General features: G+C 59.3%; 18 protein-coding genes and 3 pseudogenes. 13 read left to right on the top strand and 8 right to left on the bottom strand.

Annotation, left to right across the window (positions count from 1 at the left end; genetic code table 11):
* The first annotated feature begins 119 nt into the window (after window positions 1–119).
* From GLL_RS13865 to GLL_RS13855, 3 genes are all read left to right on the top strand, one after another.
* A complete protein-coding gene (locus tag GLL_RS13865; RefSeq protein ID WP_164929081.1) occupies window positions 120–569 on the top strand; it encodes a universal stress protein in 450 nt (149 codons plus the stop codon).
* Window positions 570–951: 382 nt separating this feature from the next.
* Window positions 952–1,242, top strand: coding sequence for a DUF433 domain-containing protein (locus tag GLL_RS13860; RefSeq protein WP_231848231.1), 291 nt, complete (start codon window positions 952–954; stop codon window positions 1,240–1,242).
* A 9-nt stretch (window positions 1,243–1,251) separates the two neighbouring features.
* The gene (locus tag GLL_RS13855; RefSeq protein ID WP_011142681.1) at window positions 1,252–1,626 is read left to right on the top strand and encodes a DUF5615 family PIN-like protein; all 375 of its coding nucleotides are present in this window, start codon (window positions 1,252–1,254) and stop codon (window positions 1,624–1,626) included.
* A gap of 120 nt (window positions 1,627–1,746) precedes the next feature.
* Here GLL_RS13855 and GLL_RS23285 read toward each other — a convergent pair whose 3' ends face one another.
* A complete protein-coding gene (locus GLL_RS23285; protein WP_231848230.1) occupies window positions 1,747–2,433 on the bottom strand; it encodes a hypothetical protein in 687 nt (228 codons plus the stop codon).
* A 71-nt stretch (window positions 2,434–2,504) separates the two neighbouring features.
* Window positions 2,505–2,630 (bottom strand): annotated as a pseudogene (locus GLL_RS23750) (Rieske 2Fe-2S domain-containing protein); the annotation flags it as partial.
* A 192-nt stretch (window positions 2,631–2,822) separates the two neighbouring features.
* Between GLL_RS23750 and GLL_RS13845 the strand changes: the two are divergent.
* Window positions 2,823–3,575: a TetR/AcrR family transcriptional regulator gene (locus GLL_RS13845; protein WP_164929080.1), complete on the top strand. Its 753-nt coding sequence runs from the start codon at window positions 2,823–2,825 to the stop codon at window positions 3,573–3,575.
* Between the two features lie 383 nt (window positions 3,576–3,958).
* On the opposite strand, the gene GLL_RS13840 is transcribed toward GLL_RS13845, so the two are convergent.
* On the bottom strand, window positions 3,959–4,480 hold the full coding sequence (locus GLL_RS13840) for a GNAT family N-acetyltransferase (RefSeq protein ID WP_011142677.1): 522 nt from the start codon (window positions 4,478–4,480) through the stop codon (window positions 3,959–3,961).
* Window positions 4,481–4,590: 110 nt separating this feature from the next.
* On the opposite strand from GLL_RS13840, the gene GLL_RS13835 reads away from it, so the two are divergent.
* Entirely contained in the window at window positions 4,591–5,115 is a 525-nt protein-coding gene (locus GLL_RS13835) for a MarR family winged helix-turn-helix transcriptional regulator (protein ID WP_011142676.1), read from the top strand.
* A gap of 455 nt (window positions 5,116–5,570) precedes the next feature.
* Here GLL_RS13835 and GLL_RS13830 read toward each other — a convergent pair whose 3' ends face one another.
* Window positions 5,571–6,044, bottom strand: coding sequence for an Lrp/AsnC family transcriptional regulator (locus tag GLL_RS13830; protein ID WP_011142675.1), 474 nt, complete (start codon window positions 6,042–6,044; stop codon window positions 5,571–5,573).
* A 146-nt stretch (window positions 6,045–6,190) separates the two neighbouring features.
* Here GLL_RS13830 and GLL_RS13825 point away from each other — a divergent pair, with 146 nt between their 5' ends.
* Window positions 6,191–6,961 (top strand): TauD/TfdA dioxygenase family protein, encoded by a 771-nt coding sequence (locus GLL_RS13825; protein ID WP_011142674.1) that lies wholly within the window; start codon window positions 6,191–6,193, stop codon window positions 6,959–6,961.
* Window positions 6,962–7,015: 54 nt separating this feature from the next.
* Window positions 7,016–7,450, top strand: a pseudogene (locus tag GLL_RS13820) (NAD(P)/FAD-dependent oxidoreductase); the annotation flags it as partial.
* A 13-nt stretch (window positions 7,451–7,463) separates the two neighbouring features.
* Here the strand turns inward: GLL_RS13820 and GLL_RS13815 are convergent.
* Window positions 7,464–7,805, bottom strand: a complete 342-nt coding sequence (locus GLL_RS13815) for a TfoX/Sxy family protein (protein ID WP_011142672.1) — start codon at window positions 7,803–7,805, stop codon at window positions 7,464–7,466.
* A gap of 207 nt (window positions 7,806–8,012) precedes the next feature.
* Between GLL_RS13815 and GLL_RS13810 the strand changes: the two genes are divergently transcribed.
* From GLL_RS13810 to GLL_RS13800, 3 genes and pseudogenes are all read left to right on the top strand, one after another.
* Window positions 8,013–8,720: an IS6 family transposase gene (locus GLL_RS13810; protein WP_407919996.1), complete on the top strand. Its 708-nt coding sequence runs from the start codon at window positions 8,013–8,015 to the stop codon at window positions 8,718–8,720.
* Between the two features lie 181 nt (window positions 8,721–8,901).
* Window positions 8,902–10,094, top strand: a pseudogene (locus GLL_RS13805) (IS3 family transposase).
* A 125-nt stretch (window positions 10,095–10,219) separates the two neighbouring features.
* Window positions 10,220–10,705 carry a hypothetical protein gene (locus GLL_RS13800; protein WP_011142668.1) on the top strand — a complete coding sequence of 162 codons (486 nt, stop codon included), beginning with the start codon at window positions 10,220–10,222 and terminating at the stop codon, window positions 10,703–10,705.
* A 60-nt stretch (window positions 10,706–10,765) separates the two neighbouring features.
* Here the strand turns inward: GLL_RS13800 and GLL_RS13795 are convergent, their stop codons facing one another.
* The gene (locus tag GLL_RS13795) at window positions 10,766–11,407 is read right to left on the bottom strand and encodes a Uma2 family endonuclease (RefSeq protein ID WP_164929078.1); all 642 of its coding nucleotides are present in this window, start codon (window positions 11,405–11,407) and stop codon (window positions 10,766–10,768) included.
* Between the two features lie 167 nt (window positions 11,408–11,574).
* Here GLL_RS13795 and GLL_RS13790 point away from each other — a divergent pair, with 167 nt between their 5' ends.
* The 3 genes from GLL_RS13790 (at window position 11,575) to GLL_RS13780 (ending at window position 15,904) form a co-directional block, all read left to right on the top strand.
* The gene (locus GLL_RS13790) at window positions 11,575–13,395 is read left to right on the top strand and encodes an ABC transporter ATP-binding protein (RefSeq protein WP_011142666.1); all 1,821 of its coding nucleotides are present in this window, start codon (window positions 11,575–11,577) and stop codon (window positions 13,393–13,395) included.
* A 345-nt stretch (window positions 13,396–13,740) separates the two neighbouring features.
* Window positions 13,741–14,403 (top strand): class I SAM-dependent methyltransferase, encoded by a 663-nt coding sequence (locus GLL_RS13785; protein ID WP_011142665.1) that lies wholly within the window; start codon window positions 13,741–13,743, stop codon window positions 14,401–14,403.
* 121 nt (window positions 14,404–14,524) lie between these two features.
* Entirely contained in the window at window positions 14,525–15,904 is a 1,380-nt protein-coding gene (locus GLL_RS13780; RefSeq protein WP_197530004.1) for a pyridoxal phosphate-dependent decarboxylase family protein, read from the top strand.
* Window positions 15,905–15,956: 52 nt separating this feature from the next.
* Here the strand turns inward: GLL_RS13780 and rpaB are convergent, their stop codons facing one another.
* Window positions 15,957–16,682, bottom strand: a complete 726-nt coding sequence (gene rpaB / locus GLL_RS13775; protein ID WP_164929702.1) for a response regulator transcription factor RpaB — start codon at window positions 16,680–16,682, stop codon at window positions 15,957–15,959.
* 262 nt (window positions 16,683–16,944) lie between these two features.
* Window positions 16,945–17,709, bottom strand: a complete 765-nt coding sequence (locus tag GLL_RS13770) for a sigma-70 family RNA polymerase sigma factor (RefSeq protein WP_011142662.1) — start codon at window positions 17,707–17,709, stop codon at window positions 16,945–16,947.
* Window positions 17,710–17,793: the final 84 nt, after the last annotated feature.

The raw sequence follows: 17,793 nt of genomic DNA, 5'->3' as shown, positions 1-17,793 counted from the left end.
GCGCGACAGCGGGCGGGTTTGCCCTCAGGTTAACAGTCCGCAAGAACCGCCGTATCCGCCGCTCCCGCCCGCGTAAGATGATCGAATCTACCCAGCCCGCGACAAGACGCGGTTATCTCATGAAATTTCTGGTTGCCATCGACGGCTCGGAGACGGGCCTGAGCGCCCTGGCCAAGGCGCTCGAACTGGCCAAACCGACCGGTGCGTCGCTGCTGTTGCTCACGGTGGCCGAGCAGGCGAACGCCACTTTTTGGCCGGGGATGCTCCCGACCGGCGAACCGCTCTACCAGGGACCGCCCCTTGCCGAACTTGAACAAATCGCCCGCTCCGTCGGCGAGGCCGCCCTCGAAAAAGGCGCCAAACTCTGCGAGGCGGCCGGAGTCGATTATCAGACCCGCCTGGAATTCGGCCACGCCCGCGACACGATCTGCGAAGTGGCCGAGCAAGAAAAACCCGACATCCTGGTCATCGGCTCGCGGGGCCTGGGTAGCGTCCAGCGCCTGATGCTGGGCAGCGTCAGCGACTACGTCATCCACCACGCCCACTGCCCGGTGTTGGTTGTGCGGTAGTTACTTGGATTTTTCGACAAAGTATTTAAGGATGTTCCTGGCATCAAGGAATTCTGGTCCGTACCAGTTGAGGCCATCAATTTTCGGGGGTGGGAGGATTTCTGGAGGGGAAGACTCATGTGCCCCTTGAGAAATGCTCCGGACGGCCCAGGGAAAACATCGACACCGACACGACATTGCTTCACAAGAACCTGGGAACCCAAGGACTGCACGCACCGCAGGCATCCCCCGGAAATTGATGGCCTCATTTGCTCAAAGTCGACGAGGGGGTCGACGGGGACGGCGAATGAGAGTGCATACCCAAGTCGCCTAGTAAAAGTGGTAGCAAGCTAGGCTGGAATGGAGGCAAACTCAGTCGATCCGTCAACTCAAGGAGTCGGTCGTGCTCAAAGAACAGGTATTGGCCCGCGTGGCAGCGGTGACGGATCCGAGACAATTGATCGTGCAGGATCCCCGGCTATTGGGCGGCAAACCCGCCATTTACGGTACCCGGTTGGGCGTCGAGTGGTTGCTCGACAAGCTCGCCGCCGGGCAGACACGCGAGCAGATGCTCGCCGACTATCCGACTCTGTACCCCGAGGGCATTGACGCCGCGCTGGCCTTCGCGGCGGATTTCGATGAGCACCATTCGATTGCCCGGCTGCTCGCCGAGTACCGCGGGCTTCGCCAATAAGTGGACTTTGTGGCCGACGAGAACATTCATCCCTTGCTGATTGCACGTTTGCGTACTGACGGCCACGGCGTCTACTCGATCTATGAGACGGACCGCGGCTTGCCTGACGAGGATGTATTGGCTGTCAGCAATCGGCTCGATGCTGTGGTTGTCACCGAGGACAAGGATCTGGGCGAGCTGGTGGTGCGCCAGCGGTTGCGCTCAGCGGGGGTCTTGTTGGTGCGCACCAACAGCAAGGGTGTCACCAACGAGCAGCAAGCGGAACTGGTCTCCAGGGTGATAGCAGAGCTTGGAGGACGGTTGTGTGGAGCGTTGACGGTCGTCAAACCCGACGGGGTGCGCAGCAGACAATTGCCTCCCGAACGCCCCCGAATGGAATTGTGAGAAGCGTCTTGGATCACCAAAAGGCAACAAGAGCCCAAATAACTTGATACTCGAAATTCAGCGGCCGGGGTGGTTCCCCCGGCCCTACCGGTCTTCGGTTCGCCGCAGCGCCTCTGGCGCTCATGGGGAGACCAAAGGCCACTCGCGGAAGAGCCGCTCGGCATACGCCATGATCTCGTCTTTGGCTAGCCGCACCCCAGGCTTCTCGCGCGGGTAGAGGCTTTCGACCGCCCGGGCGTCTTGCTCGACGACCTGACTGGCCGCCGCCAGTAACGACTTACGCAGGAGGCGCTTCAGTAGCGAGTTTGCGATCCGTCCGTAGAGCAGGATAAACGTGCGCGTCCTATTTGCCGTCTCGGGATAGACGATGTGCACCTGGGCAAGGCGACCGAACGGGACGTCGGCAAACAGGACCGTGGTGGAGGGGAAGGCGTATTCGAGGGTGTTGCTCATCTGCTTTGGCAGCAGGGCAAGCGCCGGGTTCTTTACGAATTCGGCGGCGGTGTTGGCGGCGCGGATCAATTGCATCTCGACCCGGGCGCGGTGCCCGTCCTGCTCAAATTTAGGGACCGTGCAGGAGACGACCCGAAACATTTCCCGGTGGGTGCCGTTCTGGTGGTTGAAGTCGTAGTTGACAAGTAGGCTCGCCAGAAAGTCCGCCTGCAGGCTCCGGTCGCCCGCGACGCCCAAAAACTCGTAATCCCGGGCAAGGCAACCGTGCAGTTCGGGGACGGGCAGCCGTGGCAGCGAGCCGCCGTAGGTCCAGATGCAGTCATCGAGGACGAAGATCTCCAGGGGACGCGCCACCACCGCTCCAGGGCGTCGAATTCGAGGGTGTGGAACGGGCAGGTGATCCGCCCGGCACAGACCCAGCCCTCGGAGAGGGGTGCCTGCATGTGGGGGCAGACGTTGTCGAGGGCGAAGACCTCGCCCTGCCGGTCCTGCCACAGCACGTAGTCGCGGCCGTTCAACGTAATCCGCCGCGGCCGCTCTTTGTCCAGCATCGAACGGTGGGCGACCAGCCAGGGCGCCCCGGGAAGTAATGGTTCCATCAGCACTCTCCAGGCCCGGCGCCGTGGCTGTAGCCCTCAAATTGCCCGGCTGACGGGATAAGATCTTGACGCAAAGCTCGCTTACGGAGCCACAATACGACGAGCACGTCACATTCGTCAAGTAGATCAGACCCCGCCGGTCAGTTGCGCCGCACCCCGAAACAGGAGCGCGGTCGACAGCGCGTCGAGCGGATTTTGCTGGCTGCCGCCGAGGTGTTCTCCGAAGTGGGCTACGAGGCGGCTACCACCCACGGCATCGCGGAGCGCGCCGGGACCGCCGTCGGTTCGCTCTACCAATTTTTTCCCGACAAGCGGGCTCTCTTTAAGGCCCTGGAACAGCGACACATCGAGCGGGTACACATCGCCTGGGCACAGCTGGACGCCCTACCCCTCGAGAAATTGGGTTTCGAGGGGTTCATGCAACAGCTGCTCGCGACCTACGCAGGGATCTTCGCCGACGCGACCTCCCGGGTTGTCTTTGTGCTCTTCTACACGAGCCGCCAGATTTTCCAGAGCATCGACGAAGGTTTTACCGCCGATGCCGTCCGCTTCACAGCGAAACTCCTGACCCGCCGCAACCCGCGGCTCGTGGCCGAGGAAGCCCACCTGCTGGCGGAAGTCTGCGTCCACGCAGGCAATGCTCTGGTGCTGCGGGCCCTGCAAAGCGACGAGGACCATGGCACCCGTCTATTCGCCCAGATCCCCGAATTGCTCGGGGCGTACCTTCGCCCCCACGTCGGGGAAGCGTGCGGTGCGGATCAGGTAATGAAAGTAATGAAATGCCCCCGCTGTGGCTCCGAGCGCCTGTCTCGCAACGGGCACCGCCATGACCGACAGCGGTTGCTGTGCAAGGACTGCTCCCGGCAGTTCTTGCTCCCGGTGGGGCAGAGCGCGTAGAAACTCGGCGTTGCATAATGGAGGCTTTGTCGCAAAAACTGAAAAGCGACAGAACTAAGTAGGCGGAGCTAATTAAACGCCAGGTCGTGGAGGATGCTAAAAAGCCCCTAGCCCGAGACTCAGCCGCGGCACCTTGTGTTTATTCAGCTTCGGCTACTTAGGAAGTGCTCAGCAAGCCGGTACAGTAGGCACCCCCGTTGGGTAGGCGGAGGCAAGTTGTTCGTTGATGACGTTCTACTCGCGGCGCACGCACTGCAACATCGACGTCTTGAGCGCACTGGGAGCGGCGGCATTCACCCGAATCTTGTCGCAGTACTCCTATGACGCAGCACAGGTCAGATGGATGACCACGGTCTTACCCGACACCTACATCAGCTCTACAGTCAGTAATTCTCCGAGATCGAAACGGTCAGCAACTTGCGGAAAACCACTTTGTCTTCGCCAGCCTGGTAATACTCGCGAATCCGGGCTTCTTCTTCATAGCCGCATTTCTGGTAGAACGCCCGAGTGCGCGCGAAGCTCGGCAACCCAGAGGTCTCCACCAACAAGACGCGCTCGCCGCGTGCCGCCAAAGCCTGTTCAACGTGGCAGAGCAGAGCAGAGCCGCGCCCCTGCCCCTGCCGGTCGGGGTCCACAGCGATCAACAACAGGTTCCACGTCCCCTGGGTCATCCGCTCCGGCGCGTAGTACGCGACCGCCACCGGCCCGCCGTCGTCGCTGGTAAGCCAGAAGTCGTCGCTGGCATCGCCGCTGAAATAGCCAGCCAACATGTCGTCCAACATGTCCGACGGGAACAAGCCGTTCGCATCGATTACAGTCTTCAGAGCCGGCACATCTTCGTGCGTGACAGGTCGGATCGTGCCAGATTGTCTCGCGGGGCGGGCTTGGTCGGTGTCAACTATCACTTGTGCTCCAGTCTTGTAACGACTGACAGCGACGAGCCAGCCTCGTATTAGGTGCAATATGCACGTATTGTGCACAATGGCGTTGGCAGTGTCAACAGGGAAGGACCGCAATGACCAAACTGAGAACGGCGAATCTGTTGGGCGCTTTGGCGGGCGCGGTCGTCGAGCGCCTTGAGGCACGACTGAAGAGTCACCCCAATCAGACCGGCTCGGCGGCCGCCGCGCTCAATCTCATCGCCCTCTATGAGGGCTGCTCCAACGTCGCGCTCAGCCAGGCGCTGAGACTATCGCACCCAGCGACAGTGCGGCTGGTGGACAAGTTAGAAGCGACCGGGCTGGTGGAGAACCGGCAGGGCAACGACCGGCGCGCGGTCGCGCTGTACCTGATGCCTGCGGGACGCGAGCGCATGCGTGCAGTCCTTGAGGAGCGATGTCTGACACTTGATGCGATCATCGACGTCCTCTCGCCCGATCAGCGACAACAACTCGATGGGATCGCTGAAACCCTCCTACGCGTCTTCGCCGCGACCCCATTAGAGTCCGTTCATATCTGCCGACTCTGCGATGAGAGCCGCTGTCCAGCCGATCTCTGCCCGGTGCATCAACAGGCTCTAAGCTTGTTAGCGAAGGGCTAATTATCTCGTACTCCAGAAGCGAATATGCACCGGGGCAGGGAACTCGAAAGGGCTACCTTTTGGAACATTTCCTAGGCAGGAGGCCACCAATTTCCGGGGGGTGGCTGTACTTTCCAAGCCGAATTCCCATCGCCGATGAGTTGGGCGGAGTGTCAAAAGCGCGATCAAAGTCCGGTTGCTCAGGTCCACTGGAGTGTCCAGTTGCAGGGAGTACCCTCTGGAATTAGCGCGTACTTAAAGTCTATTGAGCAGCGGGTTTCAACCTCTGCTGCCTGACCTCGTTGCGCATCTCGTGGGACGGGGGGTGAGCGAACGGAAGCTGTAACGAAGTGCCACGTAGTATTGCTATTCTCAATCTAAACCGCTAGAGCAATTGTACAGATGGGGTTACAGCTTCCGTTCCCTGACCCCTGACAGTGCCCGGTCCTGAGCCTTCCCTGGCCTCAAAAAGCGCTTCAGCCGCTCGGGATTGTCGTCGAGTCGATGAGCCGCCTCTTAAGCGGCGAGGAGACCACAATACAGGTGGTCACGTTGCCGTAGGGAAGCAACCGATCCATCAGGTCCTCCAGGTGCGCCACGGAAGCAACGTTTGCCCGGAGCATGAAACAATCGCTGCCTGTGACCCGGTGGCACTCCATCACCTCACTCAGCGAACAGGCGAAGGCACCGAGCTGGGCGCTTTTCTTTCCCGCCGTATTGATGCGGATGAACGCCGCGATGGGCAGGCCCAACTTTTCAAGATTGACCTCGGCCCGGTAGCCAGTGATGATCCCAGCTTCCTCCATCCGCCGCACCCGCTCGGCCGCAGCGGGCGAAGATAGCCCCACCCGGCGCCCGAGTTCGCTGAAAGTGAGGCGTGCGTTCTCCTGAAGCGCCTCCAGGAGCTTCCAGCCCACCTCGTCCATCAGTTTTTCATCATTTAAAGCCATTTAACTGTTCTTAGATAGATTATTAAAGCTAAAAAGCCGAATCGCTTTAATTGAGCTATTCAATCTTGACAAAATTTACCATAACATGAGGAGACAAGAGGCAGAAGGCAATTCCGCACCGTCTTGCTTCTTACCCAGGAACCCCCATGAGTACCACGGCTCTGTTTTCTGTGACTCGCCTCGCTCCCCACCTCGGGGCTGAAATCACCGGGCTAGATCTCTCCAGACCGACTGTGCCTAAGACACTCGCCTTGATCCGCTATGCCCTTGTCGAGCACCAGTTGTTAGTTTTTCCTGGACAGACCTTGACCCCCATTCAGCAAATAGCCCTTAGCCGCGCCTTCGGCGAGGTGGAAATATTTTCTCCTCACCCCGCCACCGCGGACTTTCCCGAGATTTTCCCCGTCTCCAACGACCCTCGGCGCGGCCACCCCGATGTCGGCCGTTACTGGCACCACGACGGTTCGTTCCGTAAACAAGCGACCCGCCTGTCGTTCTTTTACTTTCGGGAGGCCAGCGAGTGGGTGGGCGATTTCTTGTTCAGCAACTCGTACCTGGCTTACGAAAGTCTTGACCGCGACGTTCAGCAGAGCTTTGAGCCACTGATCACGGTTCACAGCAACGGGGTGAGACACGCCCTCGTGCCTACCCACCCACTCACCGGCAGGAAGCTGCTATATATCAACCTGGGGCTGACAGCCGGTGTGGTCGGCATGGCAAAGCAGGATTACATCAAACTGGCCGGATTCATCAACCGGCACTTAAGCAGACCCGAATTTACCCTACGCCACAAGCCCAGGCCGGGCGATCTGATCCTCTGCGACAACCATTCGGTCGCCCACAACGCCACCTATGCCCCGCCCGACCAGTTGCAACTTCAACACCGCACGACCGTGTACGGGACGGTCGAATTCTAAAGCGAACGAACCCGAGGATTCGTCTCAGGCCAAGTGTTCCGGCGATGCGCTCCCTACCTTCTGCAGCGGATCTGCGACACTGACAACGTCGAGGTGCTCTACTCGGCGACGGTGACCCGTTTGGTCGGCGAAGGCTCGTTGCGGCAAATCGAAATCACTGACGGGACCGGCGGGACGGCCAGCCTCGTCGACACGCAACGTCTGTTCGTCTGCATCGGTGGGGCACCGAACACCGAGTGGGCCAGGGACACAGACATCGTCCGCGACAAAAGCGGGTACCTGGTGACCGGACCGGACTTGTTCGATGGAGGACGTCCCCCGGAATGCTGGTCGCTCGATCGCGCTCCGTATTTTCTCGAAACCAGCGTCCCGGGTTCCTTCGCCGCCGGGGACGTCCGGCACGGATCGGTGAAACGGGTCGCATCGGCAGTCGGCGAGGGGGCGATGGCCGTCACTTTCGCGCACAAATACCTGGAGGAAACGGCTTAGGTGTAGCCAAACTTCACTTGCTTTTCCTTGCTGCTTTGGGTTTCTTGGGCTTCGGTTCAGGAAGATCGCGGGCTGTTGCTGCCACTAGGCGCGCAAGCCAGTCCTTGTCATCAAGGCGGTCTGTGACGAGGTACTGAGGCTTCGCACCAGGATAGGGAATTGCTTCGACGGGATTGCCGATTGCGGTTTTCCCTGTAGGCGTCGGTTTAATGAATAGCTGGTTGTCGCATACGAGGGCAACCACTTTCACGCCGTAGTAAATTGCGTACTCGCCGAACATCTTGCGCGAGGAAATATGGCCTGCACCGGCCATCTGATCACAGACGTAGGTCACAAAACTTTCATCTGAGGCCATGCTGGCAGTCCTTTGCCACTCGTTAATCTAGCTTACTTGCCTGCACCAACCACATTGGGGTAGTGGAACGGAAGATACGGTATTGAAAGTCAAGTGGGTCTTGAAAGCAGTTTGTATTCTTTTTCTCACCCATTGGCAGGCCAAAGTGGCACTGTCAAGTTGAGGGGGTGGCCGTCAAGGGCCGTCCTCAGGCAGGGTTGAGCGATGATTACACCCGACTCCCGCTACCGTGGCCACCGCTTTCCACCCGAGATCATCGCCCACTGCGTCTGGCTCTATTTCCGCTTCCCCCTCAGTTACAGGGACGTGGAGGAGATGATGGCCGTGCGCGGCGTCCAGCTTACCTATGAAACTGTGCGGGCCTGGTGCCGCAAGTTCGGCCAGACCTACGCCAATCAGATCCGTCGTCGTCGGCCACGACCCGGTGACAAGTGGCATCTCGACGAAGTGGTCCTCAAAATCAACGGCCAGACCTCCTACTTATGGCGGGTGGTGGACCAGCAAGGCAACGTCCTCGACATCCTGGTCCAGAGTCGGCGCAATAAAGCAGCGGCTAAAAAGTTCTTTCGCAAACTGCTCAAGGGTCTGCGCTACGTGCCGAGAGTGCTCGTGACCGACAAACTGGCCAGCTATGGAGCAGCCAAGAAAGAGATCTTGAAATCCGTGGAACATCGTCAGCCCAGGGGCTTGAACAACCGGGCCGAGAATTCTCATCAACCGATACGAGAACGAGAACGGCGAATGCGCCGCTTCAAATCGGCCGGTCATGCCCAAAGGTTTCTCTCAGCCTACGGCCCGATCCGCCAGCATTTTTGTGCTCGCCGCCACCGACTGTGTGCCGAGGCGTATCGCCAGACACTGCAGCAACGGCTGGCCAGTTGGCGGGAGATCGTTGGGATCGCTGAGGTAAGTTGAGCAAGAACCGGCCCGATCTATAGGGAAGATGCGTGCCCAGAACCTCTGCCTGCCAGCTCAGAACGTTAAGTTGACAATGCCGCTCATTTTACCCCTCTTGGTTGTCAAGGTGGACTGAACCCCTAAGGTGAGACAATCTTCTCAGCTCTGTTAAGTGTGATGGATAACGGAGATGCATATCATGTCTAAGTCCCGTCGTTCCTTCACAGCTGAATTTAAACTCCAGGTTGTCCGAGAAGTCGAGGCCGACGCCACCGTTGCTTGTGTCGCCCGTCTGCACCAGCTCCACCCCAACCTCATCTCCCACTGGTGCACGCAATACCGTGCCAACCCGCAGACGGCCTTTCGCCAATCTGCTCGTGGGCAACAGCAAGAAGCCCAGCGGGTGGCCGAACTGGAGCAGATGGTCGGCAAACTCACGATGGAGAACCAGTTTTTAAAAAAGGTCTTGGAGCGCTTAGAACGGCATGCGAAGGAACGCAATACTCCACATTGATCTACCGGGTTATTGCCGAACATTCTGGAGAATATTCTGTGGCTTCCTTGTGTGACCTGGTCGGGTTGCCCCGCAGTAGCTTTTATCGCCAGTCGGTCTTTAAGGTTTTGGAAGACCAGGAATGCGAGACGGAGTTACGTCATCAGATGCAGTTGATATGTTTAGAGATGCCTGGCTATAGTTATCGTCGAATTACAGCCGAATTGCACCGCCGGGGTTGGCCGGTTAATCACAAACGGGTGTTGCGCTTGATGCGGCAAGACAACCTACTGTGCCTGAGGCGCAAAGCTTTCGTGCGAACGACCGACTCGGAGCACGGATTTCGGGTGTATCCGAACCTGGCGACAAACCTGATGCCGAGCGGTCTCAATCAACTGTGGATATCGGATATTACTTACATTCGTTTGCAAGAAGAGTTTGTGTATTTGGCGATTATTTTAGACCGCTACAGCCGCCGGGTAATCGGCTGGTCTCTAAGTCGTCATATTGACATGGAGTTGAGTCTAAGTGCTCTGCGGATGGCGCTATCGAATCGGGAAGTGTTACCTGGGCTGATTCACCATTCGGACCGAGGAGTGCAGTATGCATCGAAGGCGTACATCGAACTGTTGGAGGAGCACAAAATCGCGATTAGCATGAGTCGTCGTGGCAATCCTTATGACAATGCATTTGCGGAGTCGTTCATGAAAACTCTGAAGTACGAGGAAGTGTTGTTGAACGAGTACGGAGATTACCGAGAAGCTCAAGGGAACATTGCCAGGTTTATCGAGGAGGTTTATAATCGCAAGCGGTTGCACTCGTCGATAGGCTATCTACCGCCAGTAGAATTTGAAGCCAGAGTCGAGCATGAGATAAGTCCAGCAAGCCATCCCACTTAAGAATGTGAGAAAACTGTCTCAGATCTGGGGTTCACTCCAGTGACTACATCATCCACTACGCCCACTGCCCGGTATTGGTTGTTCGCTGACAAAGCTCGTAGAAGCAGAGGAGACGTGAAGCGATCATGGACACACCACCGATTACTCCTACCCGGATTGCTGCCTGGCTTCGACTTTGGAATGCACTCGTATCGCTGGTTGTCGGAGCGGCTACTGGCGCACTGGTGGCGTTGTTTGGTCCTTTGCTGTTTGTATCATTATTGTCTTTGCCTGTGCGGCTTGCAGAGGGACCCATTGTTTTGGGGATCTTGGTCTTTTTTTTATTTGGGTTTCTGGTCGGTGCACCGATTGCCCTGGCGTGGGGACGGCGTGGGGGTGCAAGCCTCGCCGTTGGGTTTGTGGGCGGCCATGTCTGCGTGACCACCTGGTTTGCCACCGCATGGCTTTCAATTCTGCATCTTCTCGATTCTCCCTTTGATGTTTCACAAGCTGCCGGTTGGATAACTCTTTTTCTGCAACGCCTGAGCGCACCGTTTGTGGTTACTGGCGCAATAGCTGCACTCGCTGCAAAAGTCTGGGATCACCCAGCCAAAGTGGACAAAAATTTGTAAGCACAAAGCGCGCAATTGCCGCTAACCAAAGGAAAGAGAATTTTTCTAAAAGAAACCACTTTACAGGTCAAGGATGTACTGCATAGCTGCTCCGTCCCCTTCTGCCTGTCCACGGTGCAACGCCTCTTCCAAAACCACCGAACTTAGACCGGGCAGGACACGCGAACGCTCCAACTCAGTGGCGACGTCGCCCGGCTGAGAAAATCCGAACATCAGCACCCGCCCGGATTGCGTATCCACCACCCAGTACTCCTGCACCCCCAGTTCGCCGTATAACGCCCGCTTGGTCGTCAGGTCGTCTTTGAGAGAGGTGGCCGCCACTTCGATTGTCAGGCTCGGTGGGGCATAGCGGTCGAGGTCGATGGGGCTATTGGAACGGGAGGGGAAGGGCGGCAACTGCGCAACATTGCCCAGGTAATATGCCAGGTCCGGCTGGGCTTCCTGCGAGCCGCTCTTTCTGAGGGTGACATTGACGTAGCTTTTGAAGCGCAGGCCACAACGAAAAGCAAATAGACCCACCACTTGGGCGATCAGGCCATTGTCCTCGGCGTGGGCAGGACCGACAGGAGACATCTCGACGCGCATCCAGCCGTGGTGATAGTAGAATTTGCTCCGCTCGTAGACCGGCTCACTCTGCAGAGCAAGGAAACTCTCCCAATCCGTTCGCACCCAGGTATCTTCGCGGATTGCCGGTATCGCCATCACAGACCGCCCTTGCACGATTCGACGCACTTTTTCATTGTAAGTTCGCGATCTCTCCGGCAGAATCCCACAGGGCAAGCAAATTGGGCTCTTTCTTCCACTGGTCAAGAGATTTGGACGCCGCTGTACTACAATGTAATTAATACGTACTACAGAGAAAGATAGCCATGGCGTCCTTGCGGGATGTGCTTGGATTTTATCGCCCTTATTGGCCGCTGTCGGCTGTGACGATTGGGGCAAGCAGTGTGCTGGAAGTGGTGGATCTGGCGGTGCCCTACGCGACCGGTCAGATCCTCAACGTGCTCTCGCGCCAGCCCCTCGACGGCCCGGTGCAGCAATGGGTCGAAGATCTGGCGCGCTGGACGGGCCGCTCGGCGGACGGGGTTTTGGCCCTCGCGGCGCTGATGGGGATCATCTTTGTAGTGACCGTGGTGCGCGCACCCATCCAGCCCTGGCTCGGCCAATGGTTCCACTGGGACATCTCCTTGCGCGCCCGCCGCGACAACTTTCGCCAGGCCCTCGAAAAACTGTTGCGCCTGCCGCTGGAGTTTTACGACGAAAACAACCCCGGCCGCATCGCCGGGATGGTGGCCCGGGGGGTGTCCAACCACACCTGGACCTACCCGGAGGTGGCCGGTCAACTGATTCCCAAGCTCTTTCGGGTGCTGGCAATTTTTGTGGTGATCTGGCTTATCGAGTGGCGCATCGCCATTGCCTTCGGCGTCTCCTTTGCGCTGATTCTGGGCCTCACCTTCTGGAAACTGAAGCGGCTGGTGGCCATCGAGGAGCGGCTGGAGCGCTACGAAGAAGACACCGAAAGCCGCACTTCAGAAATCATCACCAACATCAAGACGGTCAAAGCCTTTGCCACCGAGCGATCCGAACTGGCGCGGCAGAATCGCCGCTTCGAGCGCGAGTTGCTGGTAATCGACTACCGCATCCACCTGGGCTACGTGCAACTGAGCACGCTGCGCGCGACGCTCGTGCAGGCGAGTATGTTCGGCGTGCTGGGCTTTACCCTCTGGGAGACGCTCGCGGGGCGCATCTCGCTCGGGCATTTCGTCACGACCCTTACCGTTTCGAGCATGGCCTACTCCGAAGTCTCCCCTATCGGCGAACTGGCGGAGGTCTTTGCCCGCCGCTACGCTTCGATGATCCGATTTCACGAATTTATGGCCACCCCGGAGGGCACCGACACCGTCTCCCTCGTCCCGGCAGCGACAACGGTACCAGTGGTGCAGCCATTTGCGGGCGAGCTGACCCTTGAGAACCTGAGCTTCGGCTACGACCCGAACCGGCCGGTGCTCGAAAACATCGATCTCAAGATTCTTCCGCGCCAGACGGTCGCCCTGGTGGGCCGCTCGGGATCAGGAAAATCGACCCTCGTGAAGCTGCTCTTTCGCTACTTCGAGCCCACCCGGGGGCTCATCCGCATCGACGGCCAGGACATCCGCGAACTGGATGTGGCCGGTTACCGCAGGCGCCTCGCCATCGTGCACCAGGAAGTCGATGTTTTTAACGGCACCTTGCTGGAGAACCTGCTCTACGGCAACCCCGCCGCTACCCCCGATCAGGTGCGCGAAGCCTGCCGCATCGCCCGCGTCGACGAATTCGCCCTGAAGCTGCCCAGAGGCTACGCCACGGTGGTGGGCGAGCGGGGCTTGCGCCTCTCGGGCGGCCAACGCCAGCGCCTCGGTATCGCCCGCGCGCTCATCGCCGATCCGGACGTGCTGATTTTCGACGAAGCCACCTCCAGCCTCGACTACGAATCGGAGCGCGCCATTCAACTGGCCATGGGCGACGTGTTCGGCACCCGTACCACGCTCGTGATTGCCCACCGCCTGAGCACCATCCGCGAGGCGGACGCGATTGTCGTCCTCGACGGCGGCCGGATTGTGCAGGTGGGCAGTCACCAGGACCTGCTGACGCAGCCGGGGCTTTACCGACGACTGCACACCCTGCAGGAGACAGGAGAACTGGTGGGCTGATGGGAAGGGGCCTGCCCGTTGCAGAGGAAGGGGCAAACCCCTCCTCTGCAAAATACATGTCTCGTTGTGATTTGGACGACAGACGGGGAGTATTCCTTCTTATACTGTCGATAGTGAAAGAAGGTGAATAAGTCACTATCGACCCCTTTCCTTCGGCTTCTCGTTTAACAATCAAAGAAAGTTTGTTGAACGACCTTTCTGAAATTAATTCTTCTCCATAGCGAATTGTGCCCTGTGCCTGCTTCGGGCAACACAAGGTAGATGCAACTTGGGTTTTTACCATTTGAAACGCTGGACTGTTTCTGTAGGAAATTGGTCTGAATTTTCTTTTGAGGAGAGCGGTGTATGGGCTTTGACGACGCGACGTATAGACCTTGTGCCTGTTGCCAGGCTGTTTGGTACCAGCGAATTCATGCTCTATGGAGAGCAAGAGGAAAAACGAAATGCGATGCATTGATCGCACAGCGTAAGCGGATTTATTTTGAATCTCTACAGGGCAATGTGCTCGAAATTGGTCCAGGTACAGGCCCCAACTTGTCTTATTATCCCTCGGATATTCAATGGATTGGCATCGAACCGAACCAATACATGCATCCATACCTGAAGCAGGCCGCGGCCCAACACAAAATTCAGGCTCAAATCCATTGCGCCACAGCAGAACAGCTTCCGAATGCAGATGCAAGTGTCGATGCCGTCGTGAGTACCATGGCGCTCTGCACCGTCACCCGCCTGGCGGATACATTCAACGAAATCCTGCGAGTGTTGAAACCCGGCGGTCGTTTTATATTTATCGAGCACGTGGCTGCCCCGAACGGTACAGCCTTGCGGCGCATACAAAACATGGCCCAGCCGCTCTGGCACGTCGTGTATGCCGGTTGCTATCCCAATCGGGAACTGTGGACGGCGATCGAACGGGCCGGTTTTGCCGACGTGCACCTCGAGCACTTTCGGTTGCCCATCCTGGTTGAGTCGCCGCACATCGCGGGGGTAGCAATCAAGCATGGGTAATGCACCGTCGGAAAATGTGCCTGTCCAGGGTCCGTCCATAACCTGCTCGCCTCAACAGGGCACCACAAGCACTGACGAAGCGTTTGCGGCGTCCGCTGCGATTTTGGGCAGGACGGCCGAGTTGGCGGCCAAATACGTTGCCAGCCTCGCGCAGCGGCCGGTCGGCAAGCCGGTATCGGTTGTGCAACTGGCCGCTGCCCTGGAGGAACCGCTGCCGGAGCAGGGCACGCCGCCGGCTGCCGCAGTCGAAGAGTGGTTGAGCCGGGCCGAACCGGGCATTGTTGCCTCTGCTGGACCACGTTACTTTGGCTTTGTGATCGGTGGAACCACAGCTGCTGCCCTGGCCGGGGACTGGCTGGCCTCCGCCATTGACCAGAACGCTTGTCTGTGGGCAACCAGCCCGGCTGCCGTTCAAACCGAGCTGGTCGTGATGCGGTGGCTGAAAGAACTATTTCAGTTGCCCGCCGACTGGGTAGGAGCGCTGACCAGCGGCACTTCAAACGCTCATCTTATCGGTCTGGCGGCTGCCCGCCAGTGGGTCGGTGCACAGCTGGGCTTCGATCCGGCCCGCGACGGGCTGAGCGGCTTCGAGCCGGTGCCGGTCGTCTGCAGCACGGCAACGCACGTCAGTACTACAAAGGCGCTTGCCACTCTGGGATTGGGCCGCAGCACAGTGCGCCAGGTGCCTGCGCCCGGCGGGGTGATCGATCTCGGTGCGCTCGCGGCAACGCTGCAGACCATCGGTGGTCCTGCCATCGTGATCGCCAACGCCGGCGAGGTCAACACCGGTGCTTTCGATCCGCTCGACAAGATCGCCGATCTGTGTCAGTTCCATCCTGGGGGTGCCTGGCTCCACGTGGATGGTGCCTTCGGTCTTTGCGCCCGGCTTTGCGATCGTCTTGCGCCCCTGGTGCAGGGTGTGGAGCGGGCCGACTCGCTCGCGTCCGACGGGCACAAGTGGTTGAATTTGCCCTACGACTGCGGCTTTGTCTTCGTGCGCAACCCGGAGGCACTGCGCTCGGCCTTCAGTGCCGACGCCGCGTATATCGCTCCGGAGCCCGATGCGGGCTGGGACCCCACCAGCCACATGCCCGAACTCTCGCGCCGCTTTCGGGGGCTTGCTGCCTGGTGCGCCATCAAAGCTTACGGCCGGATTGGTTACCGGGCGCTGGTGGAGCGGTGCGTCGGCTGGGCCGACGAGTTCGGGCGGTGGGTGCAAACGACGCGCAGCCTCGAACTTGTAGCCCCCGTTTCGCTCAACATCGTATGCTTTCGGTATATCCGGGCCGGCCTCAGTACCGTCGAACTCAACGCTCTCAATCGTGCGGCCGACGCCGCGCTGCGGGAGGATGGTCGGGTCTTTCTCAGCAGCACCGTCTGGCAGGAAAAAGTCGCTTTGCGGGCGGCTTTCAACAACTGGGCCACAGGCCCCGAAGACCTCGCACTTTTGAAAGCCGCTGTGCAGAGTGTGGCGCGAAATCTAGAAATCTGTAATGACTAATTCGTTGCAGAAGTGACAGTTGCCGGGTTCGCCCGGCAACTGAGCAATGGCGCTATTCTTTGGGTTCGGTGATGCGCTGGAACAGATAGCCGGTGCCGCGGGCAGTGAGGATCAGTTCCGGGTTGGACGGGTCGTCCTCGAGCTTGGAGCGCAGTCGCGAGATGTGCACATCGACCACGCGGGTGTCTACGTGGCGCTCGGGCGTGTAGCCCCAAACTTCTTGAAGGATCTCCGAGCGCGAAAAGGGCTCGCCGGAGCGGCTGACCACCAGCTCCAACAGCGAAAATTCCATGCCGGTCAGGCGAATGCGCTCGCCGCGCTTGTAGACCTGGCGCTTGTTGGTGTCGATCTTGAGATCGCCCACGTGAATGACGCCCGAACTCGGGATGCCGCTCGCGGTGTCGCGGTCGGCCCGGCGCAGGACCGAGCGGATGCGCGCCTCCAGTTCCTTAGGCGAGAAGGGCTTGACGACGTAGTCGTCCGCTCCCAGCTCCAGACCCGTGATCCGGTCGGCCACGTCGCCCAGGGCGGTCAGCATGATAATCGGGACGTCGGAGTCCTTGCGCAGTTCCTGGCAGACGCCGTAGCCGTCCAGCTTCGGCATCATCACATCGAGCACGACCAGGTCCGGGTGCTCGCGGCTGAAGACTTCGAGCGCCTCTTCACCGTCGGCAGCCGTGACCACGTCGTAGCCAATCATCGACAGACGGGTCTCCAGGATGCGGCGGATGCTGGCCTCGTCGTCGACAACAAGAATCTTTTCTTTGCGGTTGTCCAAGTTGCCCACCACCCATTAATAACTTTTGATGACTTTTGTTTAGTCTATCAGATTGTTGTAAACTCCATGTTCAACTTTTGTTTCTTTTAACACTTTCTCAAGAAAGCCGGGACGCATTGGCCGGAAGCGGCCAACGTTGCTATAGCTGGCGATCCCCGTTCGTAAGCAATTGTGCTTAGCGCGTCAATACACCCGATCCGGCAAAGCGATTGCCCACAGGATCGGGCTTGATGCTAACGAAATGTAAACGAATCCTAGAATGCTACAGGGCGCGTTGCAACAGCGTATGCAGCTGGCCGGTGCCTTTTTTGAGACGGCGCGAGACGGTCATGGGCGAGACCCCCAGGCGGCGGGCGGTCTCGCTCTGGGTGCGCTTCTCAAAATAGACCTGCCTGACCACGACCTGGGTCGCCGCTTCCAGTTGGGCGAGGGCACGGGCGAGGTGGGCGCGCTCCTGTCCTTCCGGTGAGACTTCCGGTGTGTCCGGCCCCGGCAGCAGCTCGACCAAGGGCGGGGTGTCGGGGTGGGGGCCGGCGGGCGCATCGAGGCTTACGAGGGTGCGGTTGGCGCGCGCCAGGCGCATCTGGAGCCACTCCTCGGCGCTGATATCGAGGGCCGAAGCCACCTGCCGCTCGCTGGGGGTGCATCCGTGCCGCTGGCTGAGGGCGTGGGCCGCCCGGCGGGCGCGACTATCCAGCTCAAGCAATCGGCGCGGCAGGCGCACGCTGTGGCCGTGGTCGCGCAGGTAGTGCTGCATTGCTCCCCGGATGCAGGGGGTGGCAAAGGAGCTGAAGGCGTGGCCCAAAGACGGGTCGAAGCGCTCGACGGCGCGCATCAGGCCGATGGCGCCCACCTGCACGAGGTCTTCCAACGGCTCGCTGCTGCCGCGGGCCAGTTGGTGGGCGATCTTGCGCACCAGGCCCAGGTTGCGGCAGACCAGTTCGTTGCGCAGTGCGGTGGAAGGAGATTCGCCGTAGGCGCGCAACAACAGCCGGGTCGGCCCGGCAAATTTCGGGGTGCCTGTCATAAAAGCCTTGGGTTATCAAGGTGGTCGTGGACCGCATCCTACCGGGGTGCCCGGCCCGGCCGGGTCGATTGCGCCTCCAGGGCG

It is taken from the genome of Gloeobacter violaceus PCC 7421, assembly GCF_000011385.1.
Classification (GTDB): Bacteria; Cyanobacteriota; Cyanobacteriia; order Gloeobacterales; family Gloeobacteraceae; genus Gloeobacter; species Gloeobacter violaceus.
Note: the sequence above shows the minus strand (reverse complement) of the source record. Positions and strands in the feature narration are given on the sequence as shown.